Annotated in this window: 14 protein-coding genes and 1 pseudogene; 2 read left to right on the forward strand and 13 right to left on the reverse strand. The window is 50.3% G+C overall.

Annotated features, from left to right (window positions below; genetic code table 11):
- Positions 1–44: 44 nt before the first annotated feature.
- Genes ABEB25_RS06550 through ABEB25_RS06560 form a run of 3 tightly spaced genes read right to left on the reverse strand, consistent with a single transcriptional unit; the run spans position 45 to position 5,484 of the window.
- Positions 45–3,215: an efflux RND transporter permease subunit gene (locus ABEB25_RS06550; RefSeq protein WP_345735584.1), complete on the reverse strand. Its 3,171-nt coding sequence runs from the start codon at positions 3,213–3,215 to the stop codon at positions 45–47.
- A gap of 2 nt (positions 3,216–3,217) precedes the next feature.
- Positions 3,218–4,399, reverse strand: coding sequence for an efflux RND transporter periplasmic adaptor subunit (locus ABEB25_RS06555; protein WP_345735585.1), 1,182 nt, complete (start codon positions 4,397–4,399; stop codon positions 3,218–3,220).
- A 29-nt stretch (positions 4,400–4,428) separates the two neighbouring features.
- Positions 4,429–5,484 (reverse strand): TolC family protein, encoded by a 1,056-nt coding sequence (locus ABEB25_RS06560; RefSeq protein WP_486360835.1) that lies wholly within the window; start codon positions 5,482–5,484, stop codon positions 4,429–4,431.
- Between the two features lie 845 nt (positions 5,485–6,329).
- Here ABEB25_RS06560 and ABEB25_RS06565 point away from each other — a divergent pair.
- Complete coding sequence (locus ABEB25_RS06565; RefSeq protein WP_345735587.1) at positions 6,330–6,518, forward strand: hypothetical protein; 189 nt, start codon at positions 6,330–6,332, stop codon at positions 6,516–6,518.
- A gap of 35 nt (positions 6,519–6,553) precedes the next feature.
- Here ABEB25_RS06565 and ABEB25_RS06570 read toward each other — a convergent pair.
- The 10 genes and pseudogenes from ABEB25_RS06570 to ABEB25_RS06615 all read right to left on the reverse strand — a co-directional run bounded on the left by ABEB25_RS06570 (position 6,554) and on the right by ABEB25_RS06615 (position 16,765).
- A pseudogene (locus tag ABEB25_RS06570) lies at positions 6,554–8,508 on the reverse strand (efflux RND transporter permease subunit).
- Positions 8,508–8,714 (reverse strand): hypothetical protein, encoded by a 207-nt coding sequence (locus ABEB25_RS24470; protein WP_425571981.1) that lies wholly within the window; start codon positions 8,712–8,714, stop codon positions 8,508–8,510. The pseudogene ABEB25_RS06570 and the gene ABEB25_RS24470 overlap by 1 nt, the downstream one beginning before the upstream one ends.
- 375 nt (positions 8,715–9,089) lie before the next feature.
- Positions 9,090–9,641 carry a hypothetical protein gene (locus ABEB25_RS06580; RefSeq protein WP_345735589.1) on the reverse strand — a complete coding sequence of 184 codons (552 nt, stop codon included), beginning with the start codon at positions 9,639–9,641 and terminating at the stop codon, positions 9,090–9,092.
- Between the two features lie 12 nt (positions 9,642–9,653).
- Positions 9,654–10,136 (reverse strand): hypothetical protein, encoded by a 483-nt coding sequence (locus ABEB25_RS06585; RefSeq protein WP_345735590.1) that lies wholly within the window; start codon positions 10,134–10,136, stop codon positions 9,654–9,656.
- Positions 10,129–11,391 (reverse strand): hypothetical protein, encoded by a 1,263-nt coding sequence (locus ABEB25_RS06590; protein ID WP_345735591.1) that lies wholly within the window; start codon positions 11,389–11,391, stop codon positions 10,129–10,131. The genes ABEB25_RS06585 and ABEB25_RS06590 overlap by 8 nt, the downstream gene beginning before the upstream one ends.
- The gene (locus tag ABEB25_RS06595; RefSeq protein ID WP_345735592.1) at positions 11,375–12,382 is read right to left on the reverse strand and encodes a hypothetical protein; all 1,008 of its coding nucleotides are present in this window, start codon (positions 12,380–12,382) and stop codon (positions 11,375–11,377) included. Before ABEB25_RS06595 ends, ABEB25_RS06590 begins: the two co-directional genes overlap by 17 nt.
- A complete protein-coding gene (locus tag ABEB25_RS06600) occupies positions 12,379–12,969 on the reverse strand; it encodes a DUF4186 family protein (protein WP_345735593.1) in 591 nt (196 codons plus the stop codon). Before ABEB25_RS06600 ends, ABEB25_RS06595 begins: the two co-directional genes overlap by 4 nt.
- A gap of 15 nt (positions 12,970–12,984) precedes the next feature.
- Positions 12,985–14,406, reverse strand: coding sequence for a helix-turn-helix domain-containing protein (locus tag ABEB25_RS06605; RefSeq protein ID WP_345735594.1), 1,422 nt, complete (start codon positions 14,404–14,406; stop codon positions 12,985–12,987).
- Complete coding sequence (locus ABEB25_RS06610) at positions 14,403–14,846, reverse strand: DUF6932 family protein (RefSeq protein ID WP_345735595.1); 444 nt, start codon at positions 14,844–14,846, stop codon at positions 14,403–14,405. The genes ABEB25_RS06605 and ABEB25_RS06610 overlap by 4 nt, the downstream gene beginning before the upstream one ends.
- A gap of 419 nt (positions 14,847–15,265) precedes the next feature.
- Positions 15,266–16,765: a tyrosine-type recombinase/integrase gene (locus ABEB25_RS06615; protein ID WP_345735596.1), complete on the reverse strand. Its 1,500-nt coding sequence runs from the start codon at positions 16,763–16,765 to the stop codon at positions 15,266–15,268.
- 199 nt (positions 16,766–16,964) lie between these two features.
- Between ABEB25_RS06615 and ABEB25_RS06620 the strand changes: the two genes are divergently transcribed.
- The gene (locus tag ABEB25_RS06620) at positions 16,965–17,435 is read left to right on the forward strand and encodes a Dps family protein (RefSeq protein WP_345735597.1); all 471 of its coding nucleotides are present in this window, start codon (positions 16,965–16,967) and stop codon (positions 17,433–17,435) included.
- The last annotated feature ends 188 nt before the right edge of the window (positions 17,436–17,623 follow it).

Consider the following 17,623-nt stretch of genomic DNA (forward strand, 5'->3'; position numbering starts at 1 on the left):
TCGGCAGCGTGAAGCCCTGAAGCTCCCTCTGCGTTGGAAATGGTTTAGTGAGAGGCAGCGGCGTCTAGCTCGATGGCTTTGGCCGCGGCTTTGCGGCCGAGCAGCCAAAACATCGCAGGCGTGATTGCCATATCGAGGAAGGTTGATGAGATGAGGCCGCCGACAATGACGACAGCCACCGGGTGCAAAATTTCTTTGCCCGGTTGATCGGCCGCCAATACCAGTGGGATCAGTCCAATACCCGCACTGAGCGCAGTCATGAGCACAGGAACGAGTCGTTCCAAGGTCCCTCGGATAACCATCTTTTTGGTAAAGCCTTCCCCCTCATGCTGCATGAGATGCAGGTAATGAGAGATCATCATGATGCCATTGCGGGCGGCGACCCCACCGACTGCAATAAAGCCGACGAGCGTGGCAATGCTGATGTTGTTCAACTTCAGATAGGTGAAGGCCAATCCGCCCATGAGCGCGAGCGGTATGTTCACCAGAACCTGAAGGGCCAGGGACGCACTACGGAAGTAACCGAATAGCATCAAAAAGACGGCCACAAAGACAACCGAGGAGAAAACAACGATACGTTGTGTGGCCTCCTCCTGCGCCTGGAACTCACCTTCAAAGGTGATGAAGTAGCCTTCTGGCAGCTTGACCTTTTCAGCCACCTCCTTCTTCAATCGCACTACGAGGTTCGAGACATCGCGCACACTCGGCTTGATGCCTAAAGCAAAACGACGCTGGCTATTTTCCCGGAAGATAACGTTAGGCCCTTTGGCTTCTCGCACATCAGCCACAAGCGACAGGGGAATCCGCTGCCCTTCACCCGTTTCGACTGGAAGTTCGGCAATCTTTTCCGGCGAATCACGCCACTCGATGGGAAGGCGCATGACGAGATTCACGGCGCGTTGACCGTCACGCAGCTCAGCAACCTCCTTGCCGCCAATGAGAGCAGACAGTTGTTCGTTAAGCTTTCCTGGTGCGATGCCATAAGCCTGAGCTCTGTCACGATCGGCTTCGATTCTCAGCTGAGGAATGTAGGATGTCTGATCAAGCTTAGTATCCTCAAAACCGGGAATGCTCTTTGAGACGGTTTGAATCTCAATGCCGATTTGACGGAGTTTTTCGAGGTCAGGGCCAAAAACTTTCACAGCCACAGGTGCGGAGACACCGCTTAGCATGTGACCGATGCGGTCCGCAAGCGGGCCACTGACCACAGCAAAGACGCCAGGGACGGTTTTGATCTTTTTTGTGATGTCATCCAGGATCGCTTTTCGGCCGCGACCTTCGCCCTTGGCCGCGCCCTCTGCTTCACGGAAATCGACATCGAACTCGGCTGTAGAGACCGGCACCACATGGTCCCCACGTTCAGCACGACCCAGACGACGACCGACCTTCCGCACTTCTGGCACGGATAGGATTTGCTGCTCGATCACGTCCGAGATTTTGTTCATCTCATCCAGCGACGTGCCAGGAGCTGTCGTGGCCGCAACAAGAGCGGTCTCTTCCTGGAATTTAGGCAGGAAGTCCTTATTCATCTTCGGATACAAAGAGAACGCACCCACAAGCAAAACCATGGCAATGGCGAGGACAATCACCGGTTGGCTCAGAGCGAAACGCAACAGGGTTCGCTCCAACAGCCACTTCAGATTTCGGGTGATGAAACCGTCCTTGTGCTCGTGACCTTCTTTGGGATTCAGCAGAAACGAGCACAGCACCGGAATGGCGGTTAGTGAAACGATGAAAGAAGCGATCATTGAAATGATCGTGGCGATGGCAATAGGAGCGAATAGCTTGCCCTCCACGCCGTTCAAGCCAAGCAAAGGCAGGAAGACGAGGATGATGAGCACCGTCGCGTAAAGGATCGAATTTCGAACTTCGCCGGAGGCTTTGGCGATCACTTTCAGACGCGGGTGAGGTGTTGGCAGAGCGGCGTTCTCGCGCAACCGGCGGAACACGTTTTCCACATCCACAATCGCGTCATCCACAACCATGCCGATAGCCACGGCTAGTCCGCCTAGGGTCATTGAATTGACGCTGATGCCGAACCATTGGAACACCAGAAGCGTGATTCCAAACGATAGCGGCATGGCCATTAGGGTGATGAAGGTGGTGCGGAAATTTAGCAGGAATAGGAACAACACAACCGTCACCATGATCGCTCCATCGCGAATCGCCTCACTAAGGTTGCCAATGGCATGATCGATGAAGTCCTTCTGCTGAAAGAGCAAGGTCGTCTCCATTCCTTTCGGATAGGTCGATTGAAGCTCATCTAGGGCCATTTTGATCTCTTCAGTCAGCTTGCGGGTGTCAAACCCTGGAGATTTGGTGATTGACATAATGACCCCATAGGTCGGCGATTTTTCTGGAGACTGACTTACAGTTGCATCGCCACGCATCGGCTCTATCCCCCACGCTACATTGGCTACGTCCCCGATGGAAATCGGTCGGTCATTGATCTTCTTGATGATCGTGCGCGAAATGTCATTCAGCTGGACCGTCATCGCAAGATTCCGCACCATGATCTCCGTAGGCCCGGAATTCAAAAAGCCTCCGGTAGTAGTGTTCGCAGCTTCAGTCGCGGATTGTTCCAGCTCATCAAAACTGACATTGTTAGCCTGCATCTTGAATGGGTCGGGCTGGATCTCGATCTGCTTGACACCGCCTCCCATGTTGAGGATTTCGGCAATCCCTGAGATACTTTGAAGTCGCCGTTTAATCGTCCAGTCAGCCAGAGAACGCACCTCGCTAGGCGGGACGTATCCCGGCTCGCCTTCTTTGATAGTCGAGCGTACGCCGACGAGTAGGATTTCACCCATCAATGAAGCCACGGGCGTCATGAAAGGCTGAACGTTTTCAGGCAACTGTTCACGCACGCCTTGGAGGCGTTCCTGAACAAGCATACGTGCCTTATAGATGTCCGTATCCCAACCAAACTCGGCATAAACCAGAGAGAGGGCAACATCCGAATTAGAACGCAAGCGTGTCAGTCCAGCAACTCCCATTAGAGCGCTTTCCAAAGGTTGTGTGACACGCATCTCCACTTCTTCTGGCGCAAGGCCTGGTGCTTCGGTGAGGATGATGACAGTGGGCTTGGTCAAATCCGGTAAAACTTCAACCGGCAGTTTTGAACCCGTGCGCCACCCCATGACCATAAGGACGACAGACAGACCGATGATGACCGCCCGATTGGAGAGCGACCAATGAATCATTTTGTTCAACATGGCTAGTGAACCTCCTTCTTGTTAGACTTCACCGCGGTTTCTTCCTCTTCGGCAGAACCGGGGCCACTCTTTTTGGCGAAGATGGAAATCAGAAGCAGAACCAGCAGCACGATGGATGCATACATCCACAGGGGACTGGCTCCGCCCTCGTCATGTCCGTGATTGTCACCAGCGCCAGCATTCTTGGCTGCCAATTCAGCCTTTTTCTCGGGCGTCAGTTCCCCCCCATCCGCAGCGTGCTCATGCCCGTGAGCTGCATCTAGAGCCTCCTTGAGAGACACACTGCTGGCTCCGGCAAAGGATAGAGAATATGCGCCGCGTGTCACGACCTCATCCGCAGGAAGGAGACCCTGGGTGATCTCTACAAAGCGGTCATTCATCTCACCGACTTGCACCTGAGTTTTGACGAAGGCATTTGCAAGATCAAAGTCCTTCACATAGACAAAGCGATTGCTGGCCTCACCTTGTAAGGCGGCACGTGGGACGCTGACTACCTCACTGCGCTTACTCAGGACGATGGAAAACTCCGCACGCATGTCAGCACGCAACAGTCCGCCCGGATTGGTCAGGCGGAAGATGGCATCAATCGTGCCGCTGGCCTTATCTGCGCTCGTGCCAAAGCGCAGCAGTTCGCCATCGAATTTCTCATTTGGCAAGGAGGCGACCTTTATATGCGCAACCGTACCTTCTTTCATGCGCCCAGCCTGGTGCTCTGGCACACGTGCTACAGCAAATACCTCGCTTAGATCAGTGATCTCAAGAAGTGAAGACTCAGGCTCCAAAGGATCTCCCAATCGTTTTTCCACACGTGTGACCAAACCGGCTAGGGGTGCCTTCAAAGCGACAACCGGGGGTGGATCACCGGGCTGACGGCTTTCGATCTTGGCGACTTCATCGTCTTTCTTGACTATGTCCCCAGGTGCAACTTTCAACTCCACCACACGCCCTGAGATGCGACTGCTGACAGCAGCAATTTTAGCGGGAATGGCTTCAATGCGACCTAGTGAAAAAATGGTCTGCTCGAAGTCGGTTTCTTCTACTTCGACGGTTTCAATCCGAAGATTTTTCACCCCAGTTTCATCCAGCACGACGGTGTTTGCGGTGCGCTTGGGATCTGCTGCGGAATAGGCGAGGCCAGAGACCGCCAAAAAGGAAAATAGGAATACTGACAAAGATGGTTTCATAAATAAGAAAATGTGAAGTGACTGACCGACTATTTGCCGGATGTTGCTGAAGCTGCGGGAGCATGCTTGCCTACCGCAGCTTCATACCGGATGCGTGCGAGGTGGAAGTCTCGGACTGAGTCCAAAGCGGCAGCTTCAAGTTGAAGACGTTGCTCACGGGCGCGAAGGATGGTGAGCAAGTCCGCCTGTCCGCTTTCATAGGCCTTTTCGAGTTTAGCGGTTTGCTCTATGACCATTGGAAGCAACCTGTCGCGGGTCTCCTTGGCCAGATCTGCATTTGCCACCATTTCCTTCCGTGCGGTATCCGCCTCGCTAACGATCATTTGACCCAGCGCTTCACTTTCTAAACGGGCACGCTCTGCACTGGCTGTCTTTTCTGCGATCTCTCCCTGATTGCGATTCCAGAATGGCAATGGTAGAGAGATGCGAAAACCAACAAATCCGGTTCTCTCAGTCTGTCTGGAACTGACGTCCTGCTGTTCACGCGCTGCGAAAAAGCCTGCACTGATGTCCTGATACTTGCGCGCTTTTGCAAGAGCTGTGTCAGTCTGTGCAGCAGCGATCCTCGTTTGGGCAAGCTGGTAGTCTGCCCGCTGCGTCCAGCCCGTGACGTAGCCAGGAATCGTGATGGCAAGAACGTCTCCAGATATCGTGAGGGAATCTGAGGGGGACAGCCCTAACATGGGTTTGAGGGTGCCTAGCAGACTCACACTTTCGTTTTGTAACCGCCGTGCCTCGACCAGCAACCGTTGGGCATCTACCTGAGCCTGAGCAGCATCCAAGAGCGAAAGCTCACCTGCATTAGCTCGGCTTTTGACGAACTCAGACAGCTTTGTGGCAAGCTCCGTTTGCTTCTTTCGCAGCTCTCGCTGCTGGTTCAAAGAGATCAATTGTACGACTAGGGTCTGTGCCTCAGCGATGAGCTTGCGTTCGACATCGCGCACCTCCAGTTCGGCGGCTCCGACTAGCTGGGTCGTGAGCCTTTTCTCCAAGCTCAGCCTGCGGGTGATGGGGAAGGATTGATCAATGGAAAAAGTTGTGGATCTTGGGCTGACACGACTTTCATTTTGAAACTCAACGCCCATGGAAGGATTTGAGAGTCGGCCAGCGCCTAGCCGCCGTCCACGAGCCTCCTCCACGGCCATTCGGGCGGCTTTGAGTGATGGGTGATGGCCCCGAACACGCGGGGCAACATCGTTAAAAGAGACAGTTAACGCCGATGCATTGCTGGCGTATGAGCACAGTATTAGAAGAGCTAAAGAATATTTCATTGCTGGAAAGTTTGAGGGCCAGGGCATGGACATCCCATGCCGAATGGCGGTTAAGCGATATAAGCCCGGGTCATCAATCGTGGATGACAGGCATTAAATAGGCTCTCAAACAATCAAACTCGCAGCACGATCACACGCGATAGCACGTGCGGCCAACCATGTATGGGATCTGTTGTTTCCCAAAACGGTGGAAGGGAGGCTAACCTTGGGTCCAAAACATATGCGTCAAGGTTAAACTGCTCAAACAGCTCCATGACGGTCATCACAGGCTGAGGCACGGCCACATGCAGATTTGAGCCTGCATTGGCCTTCACATCTTCCTTATATGGAACATGTTCCCGAGTACCCTCACTCGAATGATCTGTCTTGCTGTGAGAAGCCGCGTTGGACACTTGATCGCGACAACCGATGCTGTGCGGGCCGTCACAGTGATCCCAAGTTGTGACATACTGTTCACCAGTACATTCACAAACAAAACCACGTTCCAATCCGAATACCTGAGCGCAAGCCATGGCCAAGATGGCGAGGGCTGGGAAAAGGCGTTTCAGAAAGGACTTCACTTCACTAAGATATGTTGACGGCAAATTTATTCCATCGTTTTTTCACGAATGGGCACGAATAAAAATGCCTCATCCAGAAATTAAATTTGAACATTTTAGATGGTGGTCGCAACCCGTAAGTTCAGTGGGGCAGCCAGGCTGGGATTTCAGCGCGGCGTCATAGACAGCAATGCTGATGGTACGGTTCTTCTCAACCAAGAATTCGGCGTGCTTATCGCCGAGTTCAAGGAGAAGGCCCTTGCGGGGATCTGCTTTGACTTTTGCATCAGCAAAAACCGCAGTGGTTGAAAGGGCGGCGATGAGGAGGATATTTAGCAGTGTTTTTATAGGGCGTTGATTCTGGGTTTGGTTTTTCGTTCGATCCAGTCGTAGAGCACAGGGACGACGAGCAGGGTGAGGAAAGTCGAGGTGAGGATGCCACCAATGACGACGGTGGCGATGGGCCGTTGCACTTCGGCTCCGGCTCCGGTGGCGAGCGCCATGGGCAGGAAACCGAGGCTGGCGACAAGGGCGGTTATGAGTTTGGGCCGCAGACGGGTGAGGGTTCCTTCGACCACGGCCTCGCGCAGCTCGCGACCTTCACCACGCAATTGGTTAATGAAGCTGATGAGCATGATGCCATTCAGAACGGCGATGCCGCTGAGTGCAATGAATCCCACCGCTGCGCTGATGGTGAAAGGCATTGCTCGGAGGTGCAGGGCGAAGATACCACCAGTGACGGCGAGAGGCACACACATGAAGATAAGCGTGGCCTGCCTCAATGAACCAAAGCTCAGGAAAATGAGAACATAGATCAAGGCGAGCGCGAGAGGCACGACAATCAGCAGCCGTGCTTTGGCCTTTTGCAGGTTCTTAAACTGGCCGCCAAACTCGAAGTAATAGCCATCGGGGAATGTGACCGTCTCGCGAATGAAGTTTGTGGCCTCCTCCACAAAACCCTCGGTATCGCGCCCTCTCACGCTGATCAGGATGCTGACACGGCGCTGTGTATCTTCACGGGCGATCTGAACAGGTTGGGGCACCAGCACGATCTTGGCAACCGGGCCGAGCGCCAGCATGCCGCCATCCTCGGTACGCAAAGCGAGGCGTTTCATGCCTTCGAGATCTGTTCGGCGGTCTTCAGCCAGACGGACGACGATGGAGCTACGGCGATTTCCTTCAATGAACGTACCGACCTCTTTTCCGGCGAGTGCGGTTTCCACAAGGCGGTTCAATTCGTCCGCATGGACGTTGAACTTGCACATGGCTTTGCGATCCGGCTGGATCTCAATCATGGGGTTTTTGCCAATGCTGTCGAACTCCGTCTCGCCTCCGCCACAAATGCTGGCAATGGCAGTGCGGACTTCGCCGGCGAGACGTTCGAGTTCATCGTAACAGTCTCCAAAGACTTTGCATACAGGGTCGGCGCGGGCTCCTGCCATGATCTCATTGAAGCGCATCTGGATAGGCTGGGTAACTAGGATGTTTTGGCCGGGCACCTGATCGAGCAATGCCTTTCGCATGAGTTCACCGAGGCGTTCTTTGCTGATGATTGTGCCATTCTCTTTCCGCCACTGGTCACGCGGATTGAGCATGAGGTAGGTATCGGCGACGTTCGGGTTCATCGGGTCCGTCGCGATCTCAGCCGTGCCGATACGGGAGAAGATTTCTTTAACTTCTGGGAATTCACGGCGAATGACGGCCTCGCTCTGTTTCTACAAATCAAGCGAAGAGGAAAGCCCGGCACTGCTGCTGCGGATAAGCTGAAAGGCGAAGTCTCCCTCATCAAGTTGCGGAATGAACTCGGAACCAAGCCGTGAGAACACCCAGAGCGAGGAACCGAACAGGACGAGCATAGGCAGCACGACAAGCAGGCGGAAGCGAAGGCCAAAGTTTAGCAACGGTGTGTAAAGCCGCTTGGTGAAAGTGACGAGCCAGTTGTCTTTTTCCTGAATCTTTCCGCCGAGCAAATACGAACACAGCACCGGCATCAAGGTCACCGCGAGCACAAGCGAACCACCGAGAGCTAACATGACAACGAGCGCCATGGGCTTGAACATTTCCCTTCAATGCCTTGCAGTGCGAGGATGGGCACATAAACGATCGTGATGATCAGCACACCGAAGAACATTGGATTGGCAACCTTCTTGGCGGACTTGAGCACTTCTTCAGTGCGCTCGCTGACGGTGAGCCTGCGACCAAGCGCGTGCTGCCGCTCGCCTAGATGGTGGACGATGTTTTCGACCATCACCACAGCGCCATCAATGATCAGGCCAAAGTCGATGGCCCCGAGGCTCATCAAATTCCCGCTGATGGCACCAGACAACACATCGACGCAGGCACCATGAGGGCCAGAAGGATGAGTGCGAGAATTTGCCAGAGGCGTTTCATTTGAACATGCATCAAACGCATCATCGCCAAAAAGGGAAGATCAAGCAGGATGCGAAAGGTTTGCCTCGTCTTTCCGATAATTGTATGAATCGCACACTCCTTTTCAGGATGCATGGAGAACATCCGTCCATGCTGAAGGCATCCAAACCATTTGTGCCATTCATAAGTTCAAGGCGATAAAGCATGAGCGGGGCAAAAAATGGATCGGTATTTTATGTGCCTTCAATCTTTCAGTCAGAAAAGTCGTGGAAATTCTTGGTGCAGATCCGTTGGCCATAAGTGAAAAGCACGCCAGCAATGAAAATTATTCGTCTTTTAAGATTAGAGTCGCTGGCTAGAAACTTTGTCGCATTGGTTCTTCAGTCGTGGCTGGTCTAGCTCTGATGATTGTCTTCAATGGTCGCCTCGATAGTTGGCCAACTAACTTCGGACAAACAAGGGCAGCAGATCCAACATGTTGGCAGACCACCCCAGAAAAGAGGACCTAATTTATTTAAAATTTAGCGCCCATATATCAACCTGCGCTAGGGATTCACTTAAAGAACCAGAATTATAGATAATCACGTCAGCATTAGGACGAATAAACGAAATTAATTCAATTTCGGTGACATCAGCGTCGTATTCTTCACACTGTTCTTTAAGCCACCCACGGCTGTCAAAGAGTCGCTGGTGTCTAATGATATTATCAACATCGACATAGGCCAACTTTAGATATTTGTCCCCCACGCGATCAAGCAAAAGATCAAGAATCAGCTTGTGGCGTAGACCGTCAAGAACACCGATACTATTGGAATCTGCGCCCAACGACTCAAAGACCAAATCGCAAAAGTGTTCTGGTTCATTTTCTACCATTTTTTGACCTATAGTCTGAAGAACTCGTTTATCCTCGGTAGACATACCAAGTCTTGCAGCTTCAAAACGAACAACGTTCCCGAAGCTCGTCCACTTAAGGCCCTGCGACAAGGCGAACGGCTTGGAAATACTAGTTTTACCTGACCCAGTGTGACCAGCAAAAACGACCAAATTATTTTTTGACTTCATGGCTTTGTTCCATCATTTCAATATTACCCATCCCCTTCGATCTGATTTCTTGAATGGAATATCTTCGAAAGATCGGAATGATGTGATCCATATAAGCGAACAATACGACGCACTCAGCCGCTCATCCCAAAAATCAGAGTTCGAAGGACAGATTCCCCTGCCAAACTGCTCCCTGATTTGATCTAATGAACCCGGCAATAAATGATAAAACCAAACTCGATCGACAACACACACACCGGCTATTCCTGCGCCAGATCTTTTCAAAAGAATGATATCCCCCTTTTCTATGCATTCAAAAGGAGCAATGCGATTCTTTGAAAACCTGGTCTCAATAGACTTTTTCCCCTCTGAAATAAATGTAAAATAGGGTTCAACAAAAACTGCCAGGTGGATTTTAATGAGTTCATCAACCGAGTCCAGAATATCCGCCCACTGCTTATCATCTGCAAGCGCAGCCTTTAGTTTGTTAAGAGCTGAATTCCGGCCTTCAATCATACATTTCCTTCAAATAGGTTGTCCGATCATTGATTTCGCTTTGTAGAACTGAATTCAATTCACGAGCGTTTCTTTCACCGCCAGCGTTGGTTGATATGTTTATTCCGCCATCACGATTCTGGCCCGCCAACAACATTTCTGCTAACAAATATGGGTCGCTGCATTCGAAAAAACGATTTCCTGAAGTCACTAAATTAGCCCTGGCCCGCCCTACAAAGTTTGTACTAACAGACGGCAGAATAGCCTCTCGCCAAACAGGAGAAAGAAACGCGCCCCCTGAACATCCTTGCTTACCGTCTTTTTTACGTCCAGAGTTCTTAACTGAAAACTTTATACCTTGGATAATGAATTCATTCCACTCAGTAGTGAATAGTCGAGGCGTATCATCATTATAGGTAAGCCGACAGTCATCGGATACTCGATTTCGGAATATAAGTACTTCGGCGCTCCGCCAGGCGGGAATACGTGCACTAAACCCTGCGGCTTTGAGGCTAGTGCTTTCAAAAAATGGAGTTTTATAATGTAGTTGAATTTTATTCGATGGATTCAATTCTAAACCGCCTTCCTTGCACCAATTTAACAGTTCTGCCAACTCTTTACTAGCACTGGATCGAGTGCCTTCTAACGGAAAACTCAATAATATCAGCCCGCCAGGTTTCACTATTGATTGAGCCTTAACCATGAAGTGTTTTGTTAGATGGTTATACCAAGGGGGATCTACCACGGCAATATCCACCAGCGGATGCGTAGAGATGGGTTTAGTAAGATCACACGCCATGAGGTGGGCGGAATTAATCTGAGATTTTAATAGATCGGCTCGACGATCTAGCAATGACCAGCTCCACGATGGCCTTATTTCGTCACCTGCCACCACAATGCTGGGGCAACCAAGGCACGCAACGGACGGCTGTTTGAAACCAGCAATCTCCTGAGTTAGAAAATCAAGGATATCGCGAATACTCTCTTGGGTAAACCTCCATTCATAGTCAAGGGGGTGCTCTAGAGAGTTTGGGAAGGGTTCCGGGAATATCTGCCTAGCAACACTTGCTCCGGCTATTCCCAGGACGCCACTCTCAAGATTCAAGCGAGAGAGAGACTGCCAGACATCTAGTGGGTAGTATCCTGGAAGTCTCCTGAGAAAAGATTCCCAATTTTCATGATCCCCAGTCCAAAAACTTCGAACACATTCATCTAGACGACGGACGAATATTGGATCTGATTCACACAGGACCTGACTATCAAATCGCCACTTCATAAATTGGGAGATTTCGTTGATGAAGTGAAAATCGCGATTCGATCTCCAAATTCCAACATTTAATGGCTTCCTGTTGAATTTCCATCGATTTTTGATGGACCGCGTTAATTCTCATTTCGTCTTGAGCAGGTCGAAAAGCTGACACACAAAGGGGCACGACTCTTAATGGCAGCAGCGGAGAAATTGCCTGTAATCGATCTACGAACTCAGTCATTTTAGCATCAATTGCTTTATTGTCAGGGGCTGTGAAGGTTGCATATCCATAGACATCTATACCGAGGGAAACAATTCTTTTAAAGATAGAGAATTGTTGATCGAATAAAGCGGGGGCAGCACGTGTATTAAAAGAAAATGACGACGAATCGAAGCCTTTAAAACAGCCAACTTTAGCGTAATTACGGTAAGATACCACTCGGTCAATTTCAGACGTGCTAAGCTTTGTCCAGAAAAAGTCCGTACTCAAATTGTCGTCGGACCAAAGGAATGTTTTTTCTGACAATCCACCTTTTTCCAAAGCATCCATGGTCCAAGGAATCCATTCAGGCGTAAGGTCGGGTTGTCCTCCCGAAAGGTCTATAATAGCCGGTGGATGCTCGTGCGCCCGATATCTATCTACTAATTCATCGGCAGTCAACCAAAGGCCTTTTTGCTCATCCGCTTTGAGCAGATCGAATGGCACATAGCAATACCAGCATCGCCAGTTACATGCAGCGTTCTGAAAGACTTGAGCTAAGGCAACATCTCCTGAATCTATTCCAAGCTTATGATTGGCGGGATCAATAGGCAAAGAATTTTCAGGCCAACCGAAAGCAGTCCAACGACGAAAATGCCTGATTCGTCCGACTCCTCCACAATTGGTTGGATCGGTAATATCTGTTTCTTGACTTGTGCCGCTTAACTTTGCCACAAGCAACTCTTTAGTATCCAGCCGTATTGCCTTGGTCCTTAACTTAGACGAGTACTGTAATGTGTCTATACTGTTAAAATTCATAATGACAAATCCAGTTCAGATTGAACCCGGTTTTCTTCATTGAGCAGATCTGGTAATTTAACATTTAGATATGCCCAAATCACCTTTTCAAGGTAATCCAGTTCAGCTTGCAGGAGATCCCGTTCCTCGGGGATACCATGCCAATAAAAGACACATTTCCTACAACAGGTTGCTGTTGCATGTTGTGCGTAATGAATAGGATCATCGTCTCGCAGCAAGGGAGTTTGCTGTCCTTCACGAAAGTGATGTCCTAAGCCTATGGATTTTTTAAGCCGCAAACGAACTTTTTTTTCCAGTCGCTGGCGACCTATCATGAGGGGGCGACGTTTTGATACCCACGATATGTCATTCCTCCAAAAGTATGCGCGTATGTGCTCTTTTTTCAGGCTACTAACCAGTATACTGATGTTGTTAATATCTCGTTTATGGAGTAAGTCCCACTCAATTGGAGATGCTCCACAATTCGTGCAAATGCTGGGTGAGTGGCGCCTTTCTTTCGGTGGTTTCTTGGGACTGAAGCAATGTTCGTCTTCAGCACACTTGAAGTCCGTACATTTAATATCCAGCTTTTCTCTTTTTTTAGGCATAGACGTTGCCTCCCCTTATTGTTTTTCTATTGCACGAATAAACATATCACGATCAAACTCATTTAGTACGGCAAGATTTACATGAGTGAGCAAACCCTTTCTGACGATCTCATCTGGGGCTACCAGACTTTTTTGAAGATTCTCGGCCGCTCCCCACCAATTAATCTGTTGATCCGCAAGCCTCCAGGCCATGTGATTGGCAAGTACGCCTACGTCCATTTCGAAAGTATCTGCAACCTTCTCTATAGCGGCTTTCATCATCTTAACATTACCGCTGGCCGCTTTGACCACGGCTTTCTCGATTCTGCCGCTATCACCATCAAAAAGAACATCTTCTGCCCATTCATTTGCTACAGTTTCATCATCATCAGTATCCGACTCTTTTTGACCAATGGGTTCAATTTCGATCACCGCTGATGTTTCAGAGACGTGGTTGTTAACTACGTGTCCTATTTCATGAAGCAAATCAAATAACCATCGAGCAGTTTGGCTAGTGGTTTGTTTGACTACTATTACATGTCTTCCACCTATTTTCCAAACAGCTCCATGAAATGCACCGCTATAGCAAATAGGAATGACAATAATCCCGCAATTCCAAGTGTAATCCAAAACTGACTGAAGGCTTATTTTGCCAAAATCTGCTAGTATGGCATCTCTGAAACTCGACCACTCTTGCGGAATAGCGATCATCGGTACGTGTTCACAAGCTTTACACGCAAGCGCAGCGACATAATGAGCGTAAACTGTAAATGCATCGACTTTCTCGCTGTCTGCGTTGGTGCGCAATTTATATCGAACCCTTGAGCCAAATACAAATGGAAGCGATGAGTCAGCATCGAGTAGCCGTCGAATTGGTATACCAAATACTGAGCTAAGTTCTACCAAGGCATTCCAAATGGCCTCGCCCGAACCCAAGCCAGATATTAGCGCAGTGTAAGAATTAGCTGGAAGTATTCTGGCTAGCATTGCCTTATCAAATCCACAAGCCGCCAAACGATGGAACAATCTCGGCATATCGCTTGCTGATTTCATTACAATCAGATCGCTGGCTACCCCAACATTAAGTGCTGTAGCGACAGATTTCAGAGTTGCCAAGCTCGCCGCTTCATAGTTATCTGCCTCCCATCTTTGCACTTGTTGCTCTTTCAAACCCAATATTGCGGCCAGTTCTTTTTGAGTCTTGCCTCTGGCGATGCGGGCTTTAATTAGCGATGAAGGAAGATCATCTAGTGACGAAACAGAAAATACTGATATATCCCCCCTCACTAAGGCTTCATACTCTGAAATCTGGAGGCTAAGTATATCAATTTCAGATTGATGTGCAGCTCGGTGAATCTCTGCGAAGGCATTTTCGCTAGTGCCAATTTCACTTATTCTTTCAACGAACCGATCCAACTGGCTCTTTGATATGCGGTACTGTCTTTCGTTCTTGATCATTGGAGTGAAGAAAGTTTGAATGCCACTAGTCCTTTTGGAGCACCGGTATCTTTATTAATTTGAAAAAATTCGAAGAAAGTTCGTGCTGGTCCTTCGGCTTGAGCTCCACTCGGAAAAAACTCTCCCCCAAATCTTGCTTTTTGAGCTTGCCTGAAATTATTGAAGTCAAAAAACACTGGATCAAGCTTTTCAAGTTGTACCCCTAATGGGTCCCAGCAGGCGTCAAAATCTTCCGGTAATTCTTTAGTTGTTACGAAACTACCATCCAGATACACAAATCGGCAGCCTGCCAATCGGAGCAAATACGCACCTTCAATGAAGCCGTCGAAAAGTCGACGTCGTCTTGCTCCGACTGCGAATCGTTTGGCCAACTCGTTAGGGTCAGCTGTCCAGTGCAGCCCTGGGGGCAACAGTCCGAATTGATCGTGAGGCGGAATCATTGGGCGTGCTTATAAGCAACACAACAAAAATGTTGTGTCAAGCTTTTTTGAGTGCTTTACCTAGCACTCGGGCTGTAGTGCTTATTCGCCCATGAAGAACTCACCCGAGCACGACAGATTCGCGTGAAGGCTGTCGCCAAGTTCTACAGGGTAAAGCACGTGTTGAAGCGGGCCGAGGGGAAGCGATCAAAGTACGCCAATTGCTACAAAATTGAGGGGCTTGTCCCACGCGTCTCCGCTAAAGCCATCGCTACGGTCAGGTATAAAATTTCAATGAGAGAGTCGTGGAAATTTTGTACATAAATCTGCTTCCAGTGAGAGAAGGGCCACTGGCAGTGAAAATTATTTTGTGTTTTATAAATTGTTTTTCTCTGGGTAGGAATTTTGTCATCATTGATTTCAATTTTTCAATCAAAGCATCAAATCCCTCGCTTACCTGACTTTCTACTCGACTTCGGCTTTTGTGATTTCAGGCGTGGCTTAGTCAAGTGTTGGTGATTGTCAGTATTGGTGGCGAGTAATGATCCGAGGCCGACCGTAACGCGTTTCTTTTGGGCCACATAGTGTTGCGCCGTGATGGCAACGTCGGCATGGCGCAAGAACCGGGAAGCATCCAACAGCCCGTCTTTTGCGGCGATCTGTGAGCCAGCTTCTTTCCTCAACGTGTGCAGAGGTGTGCGGGCCTTGACGCCGTGTTTGCGCAACCATGTGACGAGGCGTGTGAAGCTTTGATTCGCCCTGTATTTACTCCACGTAGGTTCCGCTGCCTCGGTCGTCTGTACAGGTCGCGGCACTTTGAATTTCCGTTTGGGGGGATCGGCAGCCATGACATAAATGGCGCTTGGGTCGCTCGCTCTAAGCTTCTTTAAGACCTCCGTCACTTCAGCATCTATCGGCACTTCACCCAAACTAGTTTCGGCCTTCGGCGCAAAATCGCTTTGAGATTCTACTCGGATCAAACCTGCGTCGAGGTCCACTGATTCCCAACGAAGCTTGTCTGCTTCGTTCCGCCGCAGCCCAGCAAATAGGCCTAGCAAAAATGCCTTGAATGCTTCGGGGTCTTCAATTGCCAGCTCGTTGCGTGCAACAGAGAGGAGAGATTCGACATTCATGGTTGAGACGTAGCGCATTGACTGGCGTGGGAAGAGGTCCACTCCGTCAAAGGGGAGTGGGGAAGGCAGCACAACACGATTGGTGACCAGACGCAAAAGACGTTTTGCAAAAAGGCCCTTCCCCATGCGGATGAGCGAATTTGCACTGTTGCGAGCAGAGCGCGCTTTGGTTTCATCTCTGCCTGCCCGGCTGCTGACGTAGCGGAGCTTCCAAGCCTCAATCCGATCAGGAGTGAGCTTTGCCAGCGCCACGGCATCCACGTTGGTGAGCCACGTGCTACGACTGTCGCCGCAGCGAGCAAAGCGGCCAGCTGTGGCTTCAATCCCTTCCACGTCGGCTACGATGCGTCTGAATGTGGCGACATAGCTCCGCAACGTCGTTACTCTCACATTTGACAACTCCGTCACCGCTGACAACAGATCGCCCACTGTCGCCCCCTTAACTGGTGACGCCGACGCTGGCTTGAATTTTAACAGTGCTTCCTCCCAGCCGTTGCTACGAAGCATTTGATAAATGTTCAGTGCCTTTTTGGCGGCGGCTTCCTTGATGGGGGAACCAAGCGGGAATCGATGCCGCTGTCCCTGATGGGCTATCTGAACGCTGTAATCAGGAGAATCCACCTTCCTCACTCGCTCCTGCCAATGCCGCACATCCCCCTTGGGATAGCTGTGCATTTTCTGTGCAGTTTTTGAGATCTTACCTGTGCTGTTTTGATCCGAACTGATGTCCTTCTTTGGTCGTTTATCCCTTGTGGATGCTTGTTTCTTCGTGCTCACCAGATAACATAAGGGATCAGGAGCAAACATTCAATAAAACAATTTGTAATCATCAGGTCGTCGGTTCAAATCCGACTCTCGGCTCCAGTTCAGGTCATCGGTTCCAAACCTTGAGCTCATGAGTTGGAAAACTAGGGGTCTCCCACCAGGCATCCACTATCCAAGGCGAAATCGTACTCTTAGTGGGCGTTTTCTGCTTTAGGAATTCGCTGCTTCAGTCATTAGTCTTATGAAAACCAACATCGGCATTTCAGACAAGAACCGCAAAGAGGTTTCCACCCTTCTGGCCAAGCTCCTGGCAGATGAGTTTGTACTCTACACCAAGACCCGCAACGCCCATTGGAATGTCGTGGGCCCTGACTTCCATGCCATGCATGTCTTCTTTGAGGAGCAGTACGGCAAGCTGGAGGGTTTCATTGATGACATCGCCGAACGCATCCGTTCCTTGGCCAATCCGGCGCTGGGCTCCATGAAGGAGCTTCTGGCGGCCACCCGTCTGAAAGAGGGGAAAGGAGAGCTGAAAAGCTCGGCCGAATTCCTCAAGCTGCTGCTACAGGATCACGAACAGGTCATCCGCCAGATCCGTGAAGACGCCCCGCGATGCGAAGAACTGGGCGATGACGGCAGCAATGACTTTCTGGTCGGTCTGCTGGAGGAACACGAAAAGATGGCCTGGATGCTTCGCTCCTGCCTTGCTTGAGGGCGCTGAGAGAGGTGGGTCGAGTCTTTCCAGATTCGCCTAAAGGCAATACACCAGCAGAGCTTGCGGGACATTGGGGTGCGCTCGAAAGCGGCGTCGCCGAAGCCTCACGGCTCCGGCTTCTCTGCCGCCGCACTCCGGGACGCTTCGCAACATCGGGGCTTAGTGGCCCAACAAAATCACCGACT

The organism is Prosthecobacter algae (assembly GCF_039542385.1).
Classification (GTDB): Bacteria; Verrucomicrobiota; Verrucomicrobiia; order Verrucomicrobiales; family Verrucomicrobiaceae; genus Prosthecobacter; species Prosthecobacter algae.